Annotated in this window: 14 protein-coding genes; all 14 read left to right on the forward strand. The window is 49.3% G+C overall.

What is annotated here, in order from left to right; genetic code table 11:
- Positions 1-107 precede the first annotated feature (107 nt).
- Entirely contained in the window at positions 108-2,873 is a 2,766-nt protein-coding gene (ileS, locus tag NQS30_RS07310; protein WP_012117512.1) for an isoleucine--tRNA ligase, read from the forward strand.
- Between the two features lie 149 nt (positions 2,874-3,022).
- Positions 3,023-3,394 carry a TraR/DksA family transcriptional regulator gene (locus NQS30_RS07315; RefSeq protein WP_007409725.1) on the forward strand — a complete coding sequence of 124 codons (372 nt, stop codon included), beginning with the start codon at positions 3,023-3,025 and terminating at the stop codon, positions 3,392-3,394.
- A 101-nt stretch (positions 3,395-3,495) separates the two neighbouring features.
- Entirely contained in the window at positions 3,496-3,957 is a 462-nt protein-coding gene (lspA, locus tag NQS30_RS07320) for a signal peptidase II (protein ID WP_003154398.1), read from the forward strand.
- Position 3,958: 1 nt separating this feature from the next.
- Positions 3,959-4,873 (forward strand): RluA family pseudouridine synthase, encoded by a 915-nt coding sequence (locus NQS30_RS07325; protein ID WP_007409726.1) that lies wholly within the window; start codon positions 3,959-3,961, stop codon positions 4,871-4,873.
- A gap of 188 nt (positions 4,874-5,061) precedes the next feature.
- A complete protein-coding gene (pyrR, locus tag NQS30_RS07330; RefSeq protein WP_003154392.1) occupies positions 5,062-5,607 on the forward strand; it encodes a bifunctional pyrimidine operon transcriptional regulator/uracil phosphoribosyltransferase in 546 nt (181 codons plus the stop codon).
- Positions 5,608-5,760: 153 nt separating this feature from the next.
- Positions 5,761-7,071: a uracil permease PyrP gene (gene pyrP / locus NQS30_RS07335; RefSeq protein WP_025284702.1), complete on the forward strand. Its 1,311-nt coding sequence runs from the start codon at positions 5,761-5,763 to the stop codon at positions 7,069-7,071.
- A 141-nt stretch (positions 7,072-7,212) separates the two neighbouring features.
- Positions 7,213-8,127 carry an aspartate carbamoyltransferase catalytic subunit gene (locus NQS30_RS07340; protein WP_015239826.1) on the forward strand — a complete coding sequence of 305 codons (915 nt, stop codon included), beginning with the start codon at positions 7,213-7,215 and terminating at the stop codon, positions 8,125-8,127.
- Positions 8,111-9,397, forward strand: coding sequence for a dihydroorotase (locus tag NQS30_RS07345; RefSeq protein ID WP_124693046.1), 1,287 nt, complete (start codon positions 8,111-8,113; stop codon positions 9,395-9,397). Before NQS30_RS07340 ends, NQS30_RS07345 begins: the two co-directional genes overlap by 17 nt.
- Positions 9,394-10,488, forward strand: coding sequence for a carbamoyl phosphate synthase small subunit (locus NQS30_RS07350; protein WP_007409730.1), 1,095 nt, complete (start codon positions 9,394-9,396; stop codon positions 10,486-10,488). Before NQS30_RS07345 ends, NQS30_RS07350 begins: the two co-directional genes overlap by 4 nt.
- Positions 10,473-13,688, forward strand: a complete 3,216-nt coding sequence (gene carB / locus NQS30_RS07355; RefSeq protein ID WP_085341985.1) for a carbamoyl-phosphate synthase (glutamine-hydrolyzing) large subunit — start codon at positions 10,473-10,475, stop codon at positions 13,686-13,688. Before NQS30_RS07350 ends, carB begins: the two co-directional genes overlap by 16 nt.
- Positions 13,685-14,455 carry a dihydroorotate dehydrogenase electron transfer subunit gene (locus NQS30_RS07360; RefSeq protein WP_025284706.1) on the forward strand — a complete coding sequence of 257 codons (771 nt, stop codon included), beginning with the start codon at positions 13,685-13,687 and terminating at the stop codon, positions 14,453-14,455. Before carB ends, NQS30_RS07360 begins: the two co-directional genes overlap by 4 nt.
- Positions 14,455-15,390: a dihydroorotate dehydrogenase gene (locus NQS30_RS07365; protein WP_003154377.1), complete on the forward strand. Its 936-nt coding sequence runs from the start codon at positions 14,455-14,457 to the stop codon at positions 15,388-15,390. The genes NQS30_RS07360 and NQS30_RS07365 overlap by 1 nt, the downstream gene beginning before the upstream one ends.
- Positions 15,359-16,078 carry an orotidine-5'-phosphate decarboxylase gene (pyrF, locus tag NQS30_RS07370; RefSeq protein WP_076424114.1) on the forward strand — a complete coding sequence of 240 codons (720 nt, stop codon included), beginning with the start codon at positions 15,359-15,361 and terminating at the stop codon, positions 16,076-16,078. The genes NQS30_RS07365 and pyrF overlap by 32 nt, the downstream gene beginning before the upstream one ends.
- Positions 16,075-16,707, forward strand: a complete 633-nt coding sequence (gene pyrE / locus NQS30_RS07375) for an orotate phosphoribosyltransferase (protein ID WP_061861443.1) — start codon at positions 16,075-16,077, stop codon at positions 16,705-16,707. The genes pyrF and pyrE overlap by 4 nt, the downstream gene beginning before the upstream one ends.
- The last annotated feature ends 95 nt before the right edge of the window (positions 16,708-16,802 follow it).

The following is a 16,802-nucleotide window of genomic DNA, read 5'->3' on the forward strand; positions in this document are numbered from 1 at the left end:
ATGATCCGTTTTTTCTAAAAGGGTGGTACCGCGAGATAAGCTTTCTCGTCCCTTATGGGATGAGAGGGCTTTTTTTATTTTCTGAAAAATGTTGTGGAGGAATGAAAATGGATTACAAAGATACGCTGTTAATGCCGAAAACAGATTTTCCGATGCGCGGAAATCTGCCGAATCGTGAGCCGGACATGCAAAAAGACTGGGAGGAGCAGGACATTTACCGTCTTGTTCAAGAACGGACGAAAGACCGCCCGAAATTCGTGCTGCATGACGGACCTCCTTATGCAAACGGAGACATCCACATGGGCCATGCCCTGAACAAAATCCTGAAAGACTTCATCGTCCGCTATAAATCAATGAGCGGCTACAACGCACCGTACGTGCCGGGCTGGGATACGCACGGACTGCCGATTGAAACGGCGCTGACGAAAAACAAAAAAGTAAACCGGAAAGAAATGTCAGTAGCAGAATTCCGCAAACTATGTGAAGAGTACGCTTGGAAGCAAATCGAGGGACAGCGTGAGCAATTCAAACGTCTTGGTGTCCGCGGTGACTGGGAAAACCCATACGTGACATTAAAACCGGAATACGAAGCGCAGCAAATCCGCGTATTTGGTGAAATGGCAAAACGAGGCTACATTTACAAAGGCCTTAAACCGGTTAACTGGTCACCTTCAAGTGAGTCTGCTCTGGCTGAAGCCGAGATCGAATATCAAGACAAACGTTCAGCATCTATTTACGTCGCTTTTGGTGTAAAAGACGGAAAAGGCGTTCTTGAAAACGGCGAGCGCATCATCATTTGGACAACAACGCCTTGGACAATTCCGGCGAACCTCGGAATCTCAGTGCACCCTGATCTTGAGTACAGCGTGATTGCAGTAGGTGAAGACCGCTTTGTCGTAGCAAGTGCCTTAGTCGAAAGTGTTGCATCAGCATGCGGATTTGATCAGTATGAAGTGACAAGAACGGTCAAAGGAAAAGACCTTGAGAACATTATCGCTGAACACCCGCTATATGGCAGAGACTCTCTCGTTATGCTTGGTGAACACGTAACAACTGATGCCGGAACAGGCTGTGTTCATACAGCGCCAGGACATGGGGAAGATGACTTTATCATTGGCCAAAAATACGGTTTAGATGTGCTTTGCCCGGTCGATGAAAAAGGTGTAATGACAAGCGAAGCTCCTGGGTTTGAAGGCATGTTCTATGATGATGCAAACAAAGCGATCACACAGCAGCTCGATGAAAAAGGCGCACTTGTGAAGCTTGAATTCATTACTCACTCTTATCCGCATGATTGGAGAACAAAAAAACCAACCATTTTCAGAGCGACAGCGCAATGGTTTGCGTCTATTAAAGATTTCAGATCAGACCTGCTGGATGCCATTAAAGAAACCAAATGGGTTCCTGAATGGGGTGAGCAGCGTTTGCACAACATGGTTCGGGACCGCGGAGACTGGTGTATTTCCAGACAGCGTGCGTGGGGTGTGCCGATTCCGGTATTTTACGCTGAAAACGGAGAACCGATTATTACAGATGAAACCATTGAACATGTTTCTGAATTGTTCAGACAGCACGGATCAAACATTTGGTTTGAAAAAGAAGCAAAGGATCTTCTTCCGGAAGGCTTTACGCATCCTGGCAGCCCGAACGGCACATTTACAAAAGAACAGGATATCATGGATGTTTGGTTTGATTCAGGCTCTTCACATCAAGCAGTGCTTGAAGAACGTGATGACCTCGTTCGCCCGGCTGATTTATACCTAGAGGGATCTGACCAATATCGCGGCTGGTTTAACTCTTCTCTTTCTACAGCAGTAGCCGTAACAGGAAAAGCGCCGTATAAAGGTGTGCTCAGCCATGGGTTCGCACTGGATGGAGAAGGACGCAAGATGAGTAAATCAATCGGTAACGTTGTTGTTCCGGCTAAAGTCATGAAACAGCTTGGTGCCGACATCTTAAGATTATGGGTATCGTCAGTGGATTATCAGGCGGACGTTCGCGTGTCTGACGCCATTCTGAAGCAAGTCGCGGAAGTATACCGGAAAGTCCGCAACACGTTCCGCTTCCTTCACGGCAACCTGTTCGATTTCAATCCAAGCGTCAATGCCGTGGATGTAAAAGATCTCCGCGAAGTGGATCAATATATGCTGATCAAGCTGAATAAGCTGATCGATAAGGTGAAAAAAGCGTACGATGAATATGAATTTGCGGTTGTTTATCACAGCATTCACAATTTCTGTACGATCGAGCTCAGCTCCTTCTATCTTGATTTTGCAAAAGATGTTGTGTACATCGAGCATGCGGATCATCCGGACCGCCGCAGCATGCAGACGGTCTTCTATGAAACGCTGCTGGCGTTAGTGAAGCTGACGGCGCCGATTCTCCCGCACACGGCGGATGAAATGTGGTCTCACTTATCATTTGTTGAAGAAGCGAGCGTGCAGCTGACAGATATGCCGGAAACCATTGCTGTTCCGGACAGTCAAGCGACAGAAGAAAAGTTCGACCGCTTCATGGAGCTTCGAAACGACGTGCTGAAAGCTTTGGAAACAGCCCGTAACGAAAAAATTATCGGAAGATCATTGGAAGCGAGCCTGACTTTGTATCCGAACAAAGAAAACCGCGACCTCTTGTCATCCATTAAAGAAAACATCGCGCAGCTGTTTATCGTCTCAGAACTGACAGTAAAAGACGAAAGTGAAGCGCCGGAAAACGCGCAAAGCTTCACAACAGGAAAAATGACCGTAGAAAAAGCGGAAGGCCAGATGTGTGAACGTTCCCGCGTAATTTCTAAAGATGTCGGAGCCAATCCGAAATATCCGACATTATCACTGCGCAATGCGGAAATCGTTGAAAAATATTATCAAAAATAATAAATGAGAAAGCGCCCGGTGACAGCCGGGCGCTTTTTTACATGCCACTAATGTCATCGATTAGAACGACAGGAAAAATCTTATGGGCTTCAAATGGCGCTCTGGGGGCAACAATAAAGCCATAACATCAAGAGCAGGAGTTGTGATGAATGAATGATCAACTGACCGCAATCCACACGGAGCTTCTCATGATGAAAGAAGAACTTCAATCAAGATTATTCGAATATTCTTGCTTTCAAATGTCAGCATCTGTTGAACCTTCAATGAACGACCAAGAAGCAACTCTGATCTATCATATAAAAGAAGAACTTCAGGACGTTCTTCTTGCCCTGTCTAAGTTTGAAAACAATACGTACGGTTATTGTGAAAAAACAGGCGACCCCATTCCGATTGAAAAACTTGCGGTGCTGCCGACGGCCAGAACCGCTGATGATTTTTATTATCCCGCTCAATTTGAAAAGAAAACCCTTCCATATTGGGAACCCGGAGATTATGCATATGATCAGGCGCTGTATGAGTGACAGCGTCTGTTTGCATGCGCTTATGATCTGCCTTTACTCTGGCATCTTTTACTGATAAAATTCATAAAGGATAAAAGTAACTGTATACTGGAGGAACGTGTGTGCTTTATTATCTTATCGCTCTTTTTATTATTATTGCCGACCAATTGACCAAATGGCTTGTCGTCAGCCATATGGAATTGGGACAAAGCATACCTGTCATCGATCAGGTGCTTTATATCACATCTCATCGCAACACGGGAGCGGCGTGGGGGATTTTAGCCGGCCAAATGTGGTTTTTTTACGTCATTACCATCGCCGTGATTATCGGAATCGTTTATTACATACAGCGTTATGCAAAAGGGCAGATGTTACTCGGAATTTCTCTCGGCTTAATGCTGGGCGGTGCGGCCGGAAACTTTATTGACCGGGCGGCGCGCCAGGAAGTGGTGGATTTTATTCATGTCATCATCGTGGATTATCACTATCCGATTTTTAATATCGCGGACTCCTCACTGTGCGTCGGTGTAATACTTTTATTTATTCATATGCTGTTTGACAGCGGGAAAAAGAAGGAGCAATAACATGAATCAATTTGAGATAACCGTTCAGCCTGAACAAAAGAGCGAACGGATTGATAAATTTTTGGCTTCAACGGGAGAAAACTGGTCACGCACTCAAGTGCAGCAATGGGTAAAAGAGGGATTGGTATCCGTTAACGGCAAATCCGTAAAAGCGAACTACAAAATGCAGCCAGGCGATCAGGTAAACGTCACCATTCCTGAACCGGAAGAATTGGACGTGCTTGCAGAGCCGATGGATTTGGACATTTACTATGAGGATCAGGACGTCTTGGTTGTGAACAAACCGCGGGGCATGGTTGTACACCCGGCGCCCGGCCATGTGACAGGGACGCTTGTAAACGGACTGATGGCTCACTGCAACGACCTTTCCGGCATTAACGGCGTCATGCGCCCGGGAATCGTCCACCGGATTGATAAAGATACTTCCGGTCTGTTAATGGTCGCTAAAAACGATATGGCGCATGAATCACTCGTTAATCAGCTCGTCAATAAAACCGTGACCAGAAAGTACACAGCGGTTGTCCACGGGGTGATTTCACATGATGACGGAACGATTGACGCTCCGATCGGGAGAGATAAAAAAGACCGTCAAAGCATGACCGTAACAAGAGAAAGCAGCAAAAACGCCGTCACGCATTTCCACGTGCTTGAGCGTTTTCAAGATTTCACGCTCGTAGAGTGCCGTCTTGAGACGGGAAGAACGCATCAGATCCGTGTTCATATGAAATATATCGGGTTTCCTTTGGCAGGCGACCCGAAGTACGGACCGAGAAAAACCATTGATTTCAATGGTCAGGCGCTTCATGCCGGAATATTAGGTTTTGATCATCCGCGGACGGGAGAATACATGGAGTTTGAAGCGCCCCTTCCTGAAGATATGAAAAAACTCATTGAAGATTTAAGAAATAGCCATTGACAGCGACTTTCTTTTCTGAAATAATAAAAACAAGCTGAATAGATTCTTTAACACAGTCCAGAGAGGCTGAGAAGGATAACGGATAGGACAGAAGAGATACACGTGTGTCTTCGTCCTGGAAAGGAACCCCTCTATGCTCTGGCAGGAGGGGTTTTTTCTTCTTATATACGAATGGAGAGGTGTCACGAGTGAATCAAAAAGCTGTTATTCTCGACGAACAGGCAATCAGGCGGGCGCTGACAAGGATAGCCCATGAAATGATCGAACGGAATAAAGGAATGAATGACTGCATTCTTGTAGGGATTAAAACAAGAGGCATTTATTTAGCGAAGCGGCTGGCCGAGCGGATCGAACAGATTGAAGGGAATCCGGTCACCGTCGGGGAAATCGATATCACCCTTTACCGTGACGACCTGACGAAAAAAACGAGCAATGAAGAGCCGCTTGTAAAAGGCGCGGACATTCCGGCCGATATTACAGACCAAAAGGTCATTGTGGTTGATGATGTGCTTTATACCGGCCGGACGGTGAGAGCTGCGATGGATGCCCTCGTTGATGTCGGACGGCCGTCATCGATACAGCTTGCCGTGCTTGTCGACAGAGGGCACCGGGAGCTGCCGATCAGAGCGGACTATATCGGAAAAAACATTCCGACCTCAAAAGCTGAAAAAGTGATGGTTCAGCTGAGCGAAGTTGATCAGACTGATATGGTAGCCATTTACGAAAATGAATAATCACCTTTTTAAATGCATTCCAGAGAGTTTGCAAAGAGGATTTTAAAACACAAAGCCGGGCGGATCGACGCGGCCGGGTTTTGTATGCCTCTTTGCGCAAAAAGCAAAGAGGTTTTTTTATACCATTTGAAAGTCAACCGGGAGGAAAACGCCATGAGTAAGAAAAAAGTAAACCTGGGAGTCAGGGACGTCCCCAATCCATTGTCTTGGCTGTCATTCAGCCTGCAGCATTTATTCGCCATGTTCGGTTCAACCATACTCGTGCCGAAACTGGTCGGAATGAGCCCGGCAGTGGCGCTTGTCACGAGCGGAATCGGGACACTCGCCTATCTCTTGGTGACAAAAGGCCAGATTCCCGCTTATCTCGGCTCATCATTCGCCTTTATATCACCGATTATCTTGGTGAAGGCGACGGGAGGGCCGGGGGCTGCCATGGTCGGCGCTTTCCTGGCGGGAATTGTGTACGGCCTGATCGCGCTTCTCATCAGGCAGCTTGGAACGGGGTGGCTGATGAAGCTGCTGCCCCCGGTGGTCGTCGGGCCGGTCATCATCGTCATCGGCCTCGGACTGGCAAGCACAGCCGTCAATATGGCAATGTATGCCGATCCGAATGCGAAGGAACTCGTTTACAGCCTGAAACATTTCAGTGTAGCCGGCGTCACTTTGGCCATAACCATTATCTGTGCCATCTTTTTACGGGGATTTTTAAGCCTGATTCCGGTATTGATCGGCATTATAGGCGGCTATCTGTTTGCGCTGACACAGGGCATCGTCAATTTCCAGCCGGTCATTGATGCAAAGTGGTTCGCCGTTCCTGAATTTATCATCCCTTTCAAAGACTATACGCCGTCAGTGACATTGGGCATTGCGGCTGCGATGGTGCCGGTCGCTTTCGTGACGATGTCAGAACATATCGGCCACCAAATGGTGCTGAGTAAAGTCGTCGGACAGGATTTCATTAAAAAGCCGGGACTGCACCGCTCCATAATGGGGGACAGTGTTGCGACGATCATCGCTTCGTTAATCGGCGGCCCGCCAACGACGACATACGGCGAGAACATCGGAGTACTGGCAATTACGAGAGTTTTCAGCGTCTTTGTCATCGGCGGCGCGGGTGTGATTGCGCTGTGCTTCGGATTTATCGGAAAAGTATCAGCGCTGATCAGCTCTGTTCCGTCCGCGGTTATGGGAGGCGTTTCCTTCCTGCTCTTTGGAATTATCGCCTCCAGCGGCTTAAGAATGCTGATTGACAACAACATTGATTATGAGAACAAGAGAAATTTAATTATCACATCCGTCATCCTCGTGATCGGCGTCGGAGGGGCTTTTATTCAAGTATCAAAAGGCGGGTTCCAAATATCCGGCATGGCGCTTGCGGCAATCGTCGGAGTCATCCTGAACCTCATCCTGCCGCATGCAAATGAAGAAGACGCGATGGCATCAGAAAAACAAAATCATATGTAAAACCTTTTAAAGAAAGTCCAGAGAGGCTTGGAAGGGTTATAACAGGAAGAAGCTGTACGCTGCTTCTCTCTTTAACCGCACCCCGAGTCTATAGACCGGGGTGTTTTTTACGGCCTTCAAGCGGAAACGGAGGAGAAAAACATGAATCATTTAACGGCGATGTCTGAACTGAGCACGGCTGAAATTACAGAACTGCTGCGTGAGGCAAAAGCGATAAAAGAGGGAACAGTCCGCCCCGATCTCGCGGGAAAATTCGTTGCGAATCTGTTTTTTGAACCGAGCACGAGGACGCGGTTCAGCTTTGAAGTGGCGGAAAAGAAACTCGGAATGAACGTGCTCAGCTTAGACGGCACGAGCACAAGCGTTCAAAAAGGCGAGTCCTTATACGACACGGTCAGAACACTGGAATCAATCGGAGCGGACGCCTGCGTCATCAGGCACAGCACGGATGAATATTACAAAGATCTGACCGGCAGAGTCAATATTCCGATCTTAAACGCCGGCGACGGCTGCGGCCAGCACCCGACTCAGTCATTGCTCGATTTAATGACGATTCAAGAGGAATTTGAGACCTTTCAGGGCCTGACGGTTTCCATTCATGGCGATATCAAACACAGCAGGGTGGCAAGGTCAAATGCCGAGGTGCTGACAAGGCTCGGCGCACGCGTGCTGTTTTCTGGTCCGCCGCAATGGCAGGATGAGAAAAACGCCTTCGGCACCTGTGTACAGACGGATGAAGCCATACAAGCTTCAGATGTCGTCATGCTGCTCCGCATCCAAAATGAAAGGCATCAGACAGAAGCCGACCAAAAAGGCTACCTGGAAGCATACGGGCTGACCGCAAAGCGGGCGGAGAGCATGAAGCGGCATGCCATCATCATGCATCCCGCACCGGTGAACAGAGGAGTCGAAATTGACACAACATTAGTGGAATGCGGAAGATCAAGAATCTTTAAACAAATGGAAAATGGTGTGTATATCAGAATGGCAGTCTTAAAAAGAGCACTGCAAACCAATGTGAAAAGGGGAGAAGCGGCTTATGTCTTATCTCATTAAAAACGGCTGGATGTTAAATGAACAAGGAGAAAAAGTGGCACAGGATATCCGGGTAACGGGTGAATTCATTTCGGAAACCGGGCTTCTGACAGCGAAAGACGGAGAAACGGTGATCGACGCTGGGGGACTGTTCGTTTCACCGGGACTCGTAGACCTTCATGTCCACTTCAGAGAACCGGGCGGCGAGAAAAAAGAAACCATTGAGACGGGCTCTAAAGCTGCGGCGCGGGGCGGCTTTACCACAGTCGCAGCCATGCCGAATACAAGGCCGGTGCCGGATACGAAAGAGCAGATGGAATGGCTGCAAAACCGGATCAAAGAAACCTCATCTGTCAGGGTTCTTCCTTACGCATCCATTACGATCAGACAAACCGGCGAAGAAATGACAGATTTTAAGGCGCTTCATGAAGCCGGAGCATTCGCCTTCACCGATGACGGCGTCGGCGTTCAGACGGCCGGAATGATGTATGAAGCCATGAAACGGGCGGCTTCAATGAATAAAGCGATTGTCGCTCATTGTGAGGATAACTCACTTATTTACGGAGGGAGCGTGCATGAAGGTTCTTTTTCAAAAGCGAACGGCCTGAACGGCATACCTTCCATTTGTGAAGCGGTACATATCGCCCGTGACGTCCTGCTGGCGGAAGCGGCGGGCTGCCATTACCACGTGTGTCATATCAGTACGAAAGAATCCGTCAGAGCCGTAAGAGACGCAAAAAAAGCCGGAATCCGCGTGACGGCGGAAGTGTCGCCGCACCACCTGCTTCTTTGTGACGAAGATATCCCGGGACTTGATACCAATTTTAAAATGAATCCGCCGCTTCGCAGCAAAGAGGACAGAGAGGCGCTGATTGAAGGGCTTTTAGACGGTACGATTGATTTCATCGCCACTGACCATGCGCCGCATACAGAAGAAGAGAAAAACACGGATATGAAGCTTGCGCCTTTCGGGATCGTCGGTTTAGAAACAGCCTTTCCGCTTCTGTACACACATTTTGTGAAAAACGGGGCGTGGACGCTGAAGCAGCTGGTTGATTTCATGACGGTAAAACCTTGCGAGGCATTTGATCTTCCGTACGGAACGCTTGCACCGGGGGCGCCGGCTGACATCACCCTGATTGATCTGAAAAAAGAAGCAGCCATTGACAAAGATACATTTTTATCTAAAGGAAAAAATACGCCATTCAACAAGATGAAGTGCTTCGGCTGGCCTGTTGCAACGATGGCTGCCGGTAAGCTTGCATACGAAGAAGGGAGACTCGTCAAATGAAAAGAAGACTAGTGCTGGAAAATGGAGCGGTATTTGAGGGTGAAGCATTCGGGAGCCTGGAGCATACCGCGGGTGAAGTCGTATTCAACACGGGAATGACCGGTTATCAGGAAATTTTATCAGACCCTTCTTACTGCGGGCAGATCGTGACGCTGACGTATCCTCTGATCGGCAACTACGGAATTAACAGAGATGACTTTGAATCCATCACTCCTTTTGTAAAAGGGCTGATCGTAAAAGAACTGTGCGAGCTGCCTTCCAACTGGCGTTCGGCTTACACGCTTGACGAGTATTTGAAAATGAAAAATATCCCCGGCTTACAAGGGATTGACACGAGAAAGCTCACAAGAATGATCCGCACGGCCGGCGCATTAAAAGGAACGTTTGCTTCAAGTGAGGAGAATGTCGGAGAGGTTCTTGCAAGGCTGAAAGAAACGGAACTGCCGAGAAATCAAGTCGCTCAAGTATCTGCGAAAACGGCATATCCGAGTCCGGGCCGCGGCAAACGCATCGTACTCGTCGATTTCGGTATGAAGCACGGCATTTTAAGAGAGTTAAACAAAAGAAAATGCGATGTTATCGTTGTGCCGTACAATGTAACGGCGGAAGAAGTGCTTCAGCTCAAGCCGGACGGCATCATGCTTTCTAACGGACCCGGAGATCCGAAAGATGTGCCGGAAGCCATTGAAATGATAAAAGGCATACTCGGGAAGGTGCCGTTATTCGGAATCTGCCTCGGCCACCAATTATTTGCGCTGGCATCCGGAGCGGAAACGGAAAAAATGAAATTCGGACACAGGGGTTCCAATCATCCGGTTAAAGAGCTTGCGACAGGGAAAGTCGCTTTAACCGCTCAAAACCACGGATATACAGTTTCTTCAATAGATGAGACAGAGCTTGAAGTGACGCACATTGCGATCAATGATCAAACGATCGAAGGACTCAAGCATAAAACATTGCCGGCATTTACGGTTCAGTACCACCCTGAAGCTTCACCGGGACCGGAAGACGCCAATCATTTATTTGACAGATTCATTGACTTGATCGAAACAACTGAGAAAGAAGGGGAAGCGGTATGCCAAAACGCGTAGATATTAAAAAGATTTTAGTGATCGGATCAGGCCCGATTATTATCGGACAGGCGGCGGAATTTGATTATGCGGGCACACAGGCGTGTCTCGCTTTAAAGGAAGAAGGCTATGAAGTCATTCTCGTCAACTCGAATCCGGCAACGATTATGACGGATACGGAAATGGCTGATCGGGTATACATAGAGCCGCTGACGCCGGAGTTTCTCACGCGTATTATCAGAAAAGAACGGCCGGACGCCATCCTGCCGACTCTGGGAGGACAGACCGGACTGAATCTTGCCGTCGAGCTGTCTGAACTCGGGGTTCTTGAGGAATGCGGGGTGGAAGTGCTCGGCACAAAGCTGTCCGCCATCCAGCAGGCGGAAGACCGCGACTTATTCCGTACGCTGATGAATGAGCTGAATGAACCGGTGCCGGAAAGTGAGATCATCCGCACTTTACAGGAAGCCGAGGAATTTGTCGGCCGGATCGGGTTTCCGGTTATCGTGCGCCCCGCTTACACATTAGGCGGAACGGGCGGCGGCATCTGCTCGGATGAAGCAGAACTGAAAGAGATCGTCGAAAACGGATTAAAACTCAGCCCCGTCCATCAGTGTCTTCTGGAAAAAAGCATTGCCGGTTACAAAGAGATCGAATATGAAGTCATGAGAGACAGCAGAGATCACGCGATCGTCGTCTGCAACATGGAAAATATCGATCCGGTCGGCATCCATACGGGCGACAGCATCGTCGTTGCCCCGAGCCAGACTTTGAGCGACCGGGAATATCAGCTTTTGCGCAATGTTTCATTAAAGCTGATCCGCGCGCTCGGCATTGAAGGCGGCTGTAATGTTCAGCTCGCGCTCGATCCCGACAGCTTCCAATATTACATTATCGAAGTGAATCCGCGGGTGAGCCGCTCATCTGCCCTCGCCTCAAAAGCGACGGGTTACCCGATCGCAAAGCTTGCGGCGAAAATCGCAGTCGGGCTTTCTCTTGATGAAATGATGAATCCCGTAACAGGAAAAACATATGCGGCTTTTGAGCCCGCGCTTGACTATGTCGTTTCTAAAATCCCGCGCTGGCCGTTCGACAAATTTGAGTCGGCAAACCGCAGGCTCGGGACGCAAATGAAAGCCACCGGAGAGGTCATGGCCATCGGACGCACCCTTGAAGAATCGCTGTTAAAGGCGGTCCGCTCACTGGAAGCCGATGTCTATCACCTGGAGCTGAAGGACGCGGAAGAGATTTCTGACGGACTTTTGGAAAAACGGATCAGAAAAGCCGGGGATGAACGGCTGTTTTATCTTGCTGAAGCGTTCAGAAGAGGCTATACAGTGGAGCAGCTTCATGAGTTTTCAGCAATTGACGTATTCTTTTTGCACAAGCTCTTTAAGCTGGTCGCTTTTGAAACAGAGCTGAAAGCGGAAAAAGGCAGCCTTACCGTCCTGCAGACAGCGAAGGAACTCGGTTTCTCCGACAAATATATCAGCCGGGAATGGAATATGCCGGAACAAGAGCTGTATCAAATGCGAAAAGAAGCAGCCATCAAGCCTGTATATAAAATGGTGGATACATGCGCGGCGGAATTCGAATCAGAAACCCCGTACTTCTACAGCACATATGAGGAAGAAAATGAGTCTGAGGTTACATCAAGAAAAAGCGTCGTCGTCCTCGGTTCCGGGCCGATCCGTATCGGACAGGGCGTCGAATTTGACTATGCGACCGTTCATTCTGTCTGGGCGATCAAGCAGGCAGGCTATGAAGCGATTATTATCAACAACAATCCTGAGACGGTGTCCACTGATTTCAGCATTTCAGACAAACTGTATTTTGAACCGCTGACGGTAGAAGATGTCATGCACATCATCGATTTGGAACAGCCGGAAGGCGTTGTCGTCCAATTCGGCGGCCAGACGGCGATCAATCTTGCGGAAGAATTGAGCGCCCGCGGCGTCAAAATCCTCGGCACATCACTTGAAGATTTAGACCGTGCGGAAGACCGGGATAAGTTCGAGCAGGCGCTTGAGGCGCTGAATGTGCCGCAGCCGCTCGGAAAAACCGCCGTATCGGTGAACGAAGCGGTCAAAATTGCCGCATCCATCGGCTATCCGGTACTTGTCCGCCCTTCGTATGTGCTCGGCGGCCGGGCGATGGAAATCGTCTATCACGAAGAAGAGCTGCTTCACTATATGAAAAACGCGGTCAAAATCAACCCGCAGCATCCGGTGTTAATCGACCGTTATCTGACGGGGAAAGAAATCGAAGTCGATGCCGTATCTGACGGCGAAACAGTCGTTATTCCGGGAATTATGGAGCATATCGAGCGGGCCGGCGTCCATTCAGGGGATTCAATCGCCGTCTATCCGTCTCAGTCTTTAAGCGAAGACATTAAGAAAAAAATCGAACAATACACTGTAGCCTTGGCAAAAGGCCTTAACATCATCGGGTTGCTGAACATCCAGTTCGTACTGTCGCAAGGTGAAGTGTATGTGCTTGAGGTAAATCCGCGGTCAAGCAGAACCGTGCCGTTCTTAAGCAAAATCACAAAAATCCCAATGGCGAACCTGGCGACAAAGGTCATTCTCGGCCAAAAGCTTGCTGATTTCGGCTATCAAGAGGGGCTGCAGCCTGAACAGCAGGGGGTATTCGTGAAAGCGCCTGTCTTCTCATTCGCGAAGCTGAGAAGAGTAGATATTACGTTAGGCCCTGAAATGAAGTCGACGGGAGAGGTCATGGGCAAAGATTCAACCCTGGAAAAAGCGCTCTATAAAGCGCTGATTGCTTCTGGCATTCAAATCCCGAACTACGGCTCAGTGCTGTTGACTGTTGCCGATAAAGATAAAGAAGAAGGACTGCTGATCGCGAAGCGGTTCCACGCCATCGGCTATAAAATCTTGGCGACGGAAGGAACAGCGGCTTATTTGAAAGACGCTCAGATTCCGGCTCAGGTCGTCGGAAAAATCGGCGAAGAAGGGAAAAATCTGCTCGATGTCATCAGAAACGGCGAAGCGCAATTTGTCATCAATACGCTGACAAAAGGCAAACAGCCGGCCAGAGACGGCTTCAGAATCCGCCGCGAATCCGTTGAGAACGGAGTCGCCTGCCTGACATCTTTAGATACGGCCGAAGCCATTTTGCGGGTACTGGAAAGCATGACATTCCGGGCGGATCATATGCCTGCATCCAAAACCAATCCAAAGGCGGCCGTTACGGTATGAAGAAAGCGCACTTGACTGTTCAATCCAACTCAGAAATTGCCGACCGGATTTATAAGATGGTGCTGAAAGGAGAGCTTGTCCGGCACCTTACCGAGCCGGGTCAATTTCTACATCTGAAGGTGAGTGACGCGGTCACGCCGCTATTAAGAAGACCGCTCAGCATTGCGGACGTCAATTTCGCCGCGGATGAAGTATCCGTTATCTACAGAGCTGACGGTGAGGGAACGCGTCTTTTGTCCGAGAAAAAAGAGGGCGGCAGGATAGACGTTCTCGGCCCTCTCGGCAACGGATTTCCCGTCCGGCGGATTGAACCCGGCAAAACCGCGCTGTTAGTCGGAGGCGGAGTGGGGGTTCCGCCTTTGCAGGAACTGTCAAAGCGCCTGACGGAAAAAGGCGTAAACGTCATTCATGTGCTTGGATTTCAATCAGCAAAGGATGTTTTTTACGAACAGGAATGTCGTGCGTACGGAGACACCTATGTGGCGACGGCTGACGGAACATATGGAGAGAAAGGGTTTGTCACCGATGTCATCCGTGAAAAGCAGCTCGAATTCGATGTCCTGCTAAGCTGCGGACCGACACCGATGCTGAAAGCTCTGAAGCAGCAGTACGGCCATAAAGAGGTTTATCTTTCGATGGAAGAGCGGATGGGCTGCGGCATCGGAGCCTGCTTCGCCTGCGTGTGCCGCACGGGTGAAAGCGATACATCCTATGTAAAGGTCTGCCTTGACGGGCCGGTATTTAAAGCTGAGGAGGTGGCGCTGTAATGTTAGAGGTGAATCTGCCGGGTCTCCAATTGAAAAATCCGATCATCCCCGCTTCCGGATGTTTCGGTTTCGGGAAAGAATATGCCGGATTTTACGATTTATCATGCCTCGGAGGCATTATGATTAAAGCCACGACGAACGAAGCCCGCTTCGGAAATCCGACGCCGAGAGTGGCGGAGACAAGCGCGGGAATGCTGAATGCCATCGGACTGCAAAACCCCGGCCTTGAGCATGTGCTCAATCATGAGCTGCCTTGGCTCGAACAATTTGACACGCCGATTATCGCAAATGTCGCCGGTTCTCAGGTGGACGACTATAAAGAAGTGGCCGAGCACATCAGCCAAGCGCCGAATGTGCATGCGCTTGAGCTTAACATTTCATGTCCGAATGTCAAAACGGGGGGGATTGCTTTTGGTACTGATCCCGTCATGGCGGCCGAACTGACAAAAGCGGTGAAAGAAGTTTCCGCAGTGCCTGTGTATGTGAAGCTTTCGCCTAATGTCGCAAACATAACCGAAATTGCTAAAGCGATTGAAGCGGCCGGTGCTGACGGTCTGACGATGATTAATACACTCATCGGGATGAGGCTCGATCTCAAGACGGGACGGCCGATCTTAGCAAATAAAACGGGCGGACTGTCAGGCCCGGCGATCAAACCGGTCGCCATCCGGATGGTATACGAAGTCAGCCAGGCCGTTCAAATCCCGATTATCGGGATGGGCGGCGTTCAGACCGCAGAGGATGCATTAGAATTTCTTCTTGCGGGAGCGAGTGCGGTTGCCGTCGGCACAGCAAACTTCGTCAATCCGTTCGTCTGCCCGGAAATCATAGAACAGCTCCCCCGTGTACTGCGCCAACACGGCTTTCAATCTGTAAGTGAATGCATCGGAAGGAGCTGGAAACATGAAAAACAACCTGCCCATCATCGCGCTTGATTTTGCATCAGGGGAAGAGACTTTAACGTTTTTAGACTTGTTTGAAAAGGAAAGGCTTTTTGTCAAAACGGGGATGGAACTTTTTTATCAGGAAGGCCCCGCCATCATTCACCAATTAAAAGAACGGAACTGTGATATATTTTTAGATTTAAAGCTTCATGATATCCCGACTACGGTCAATAAAGCGATGAAGCGGCTGGCCGGCCTCGGCGTTGATCTCGTCAATGTGCATGCGGCAGGGGGCGCACGCATGATGCGTGCGGCCCTTGAGGGACTTGAAGAAGGCACGCCGGCAGGCAGAAAACGCCCGTCTTTAATCGCGGTGACTCAGCTGACCAGCACTTCAGAGCAGGTGGCGAAGGAAGAGCTTCTGCTGCAAAAGCCGCTGTTAGAAACGGTCGTGCATTACGGCAAAATGGCGGAAGAGTGCGGGCTGGACGGAGTGGTATGTTCGGTACATGAAACAAAAGCCATTTATGAAGCGGTCCGGCCTTCATTTCTGACAGTCACACCGGGCATCCGTACGGCCAGTGACGCAGCTGACGATCAAGTCCGGACGGCGACTCCGTCATTTGCGAAAGAAAACGGTTCGTCAGCCATCGTCGTGGGCCGCTCAATTACAAAAGCGGAAAACCCCGTTGAAGCATATGAAGCAATTAAACTGGAATGGGAGGGCGTTCGCCGATGAAACAGGCTATCGCAAAACATCTATTACACATTGAAGCTGTCTTTTTACGCCCGAATGAGCCGTTTACGTGGGCGAGCGGCATTTTATCACCGATCTATTGTGACAACCGTCTGACATTGTCGTATCCAAAAGTGAGAAATGATGTGGCCGACGGGCTCGGCAAACTGCTGAAAGAGCATTTCCCCGAGGCGGAGATGATCGCGGGCACTGCAACGGCGGGCATTCCGCATGCTGCGCTTCTCGCAGATCGTACAGGCGCGCCGATGTGCTACGTCAGAAGCAAACCGAAAGCGCACGGCAAAGGAAATCAAATAGAAGGCGCCATTAAAAAAGGGCAAAAAACAGTCGTGATTGAAGACTTGATTTCTACCGGGGGCAGCGTGCTTGAAGCTGCGGCGGCCCTTCAAAGAGAGGGCGCGGAAGTCCTCGGCGTCATTTCCATTTTTACATACGGACTGCCGAAAGCAAAAGAAGCCTTTAAAAAAGCGGGTCTTCCTTATTACTCGTTAACGGATTATGACACGCTGATTGAAGTCGCGCTTGAAAACGGAACGATTCATTCAGATGACATTGAGAAACTGAAATCATGGAAACAGAATCCCGAGTCAGAAGATTGGTTTAAAAAATAATGACAATAAAAACAGGCCTCAGGGCCTGTTTTATTATTCCTATCAAAAAACTCGGGTTGACTTCTGTTAGAATTGTGCTAAAATTTAGTACAAAT

It is taken from the genome of Bacillus sp. B1(2022), from assembly GCF_040259625.1.
In the GTDB taxonomy this organism is placed as follows: Bacteria; Bacillota; Bacilli; order Bacillales; family Bacillaceae; genus Bacillus; species Bacillus velezensis.

What these genes read in the sequence shown, in the direction of transcription:
- ileS (WP_012117512.1), top strand. Translation starts at nt 108, where the DNA reads ATGGATTACAAAGATACGCTGTTAATGCCGAAAACAGATTTTCCGATG.
- NQS30_RS07315 (WP_007409725.1), top strand. Translation starts at nt 3,023, where the DNA reads ATGAATGATCAACTGACCGCAATCCACACGGAGCTTCTCATGATGAAA.
- NQS30_RS07325 (WP_007409726.1), top strand. Translation starts at nt 3,959, where the DNA reads ATGAATCAATTTGAGATAACCGTTCAGCCTGAACAAAAGAGCGAACGG.
- pyrP (WP_025284702.1), top strand. Translation starts at nt 5,761, where the DNA reads ATGAGTAAGAAAAAAGTAAACCTGGGAGTCAGGGACGTCCCCAATCCA.
- NQS30_RS07340 (WP_015239826.1), top strand. Translation starts at nt 7,213, where the DNA reads ATGAATCATTTAACGGCGATGTCTGAACTGAGCACGGCTGAAATTACA.
- NQS30_RS07345 (WP_124693046.1), top strand. Translation starts at nt 8,111, where the DNA reads ATGTCTTATCTCATTAAAAACGGCTGGATGTTAAATGAACAAGGAGAA.
- NQS30_RS07350 (WP_007409730.1), top strand. Translation starts at nt 9,394, where the DNA reads ATGAAAAGAAGACTAGTGCTGGAAAATGGAGCGGTATTTGAGGGTGAA.
- carB (WP_085341985.1), top strand. Translation starts at nt 10,473, where the DNA reads ATGCCAAAACGCGTAGATATTAAAAAGATTTTAGTGATCGGATCAGGC.
- NQS30_RS07360 (WP_025284706.1), top strand. Translation starts at nt 13,685, where the DNA reads ATGAAGAAAGCGCACTTGACTGTTCAATCCAACTCAGAAATTGCCGAC.
- NQS30_RS07365 (WP_003154377.1), top strand. Translation starts at nt 14,455, where the DNA reads ATGTTAGAGGTGAATCTGCCGGGTCTCCAATTGAAAAATCCGATCATC.
- pyrF (WP_076424114.1), top strand. Translation starts at nt 15,359, where the DNA reads ATGAAAAACAACCTGCCCATCATCGCGCTTGATTTTGCATCAGGGGAA.
- pyrE (WP_061861443.1), top strand. Translation starts at nt 16,075, where the DNA reads ATGAAACAGGCTATCGCAAAACATCTATTACACATTGAAGCTGTCTTT.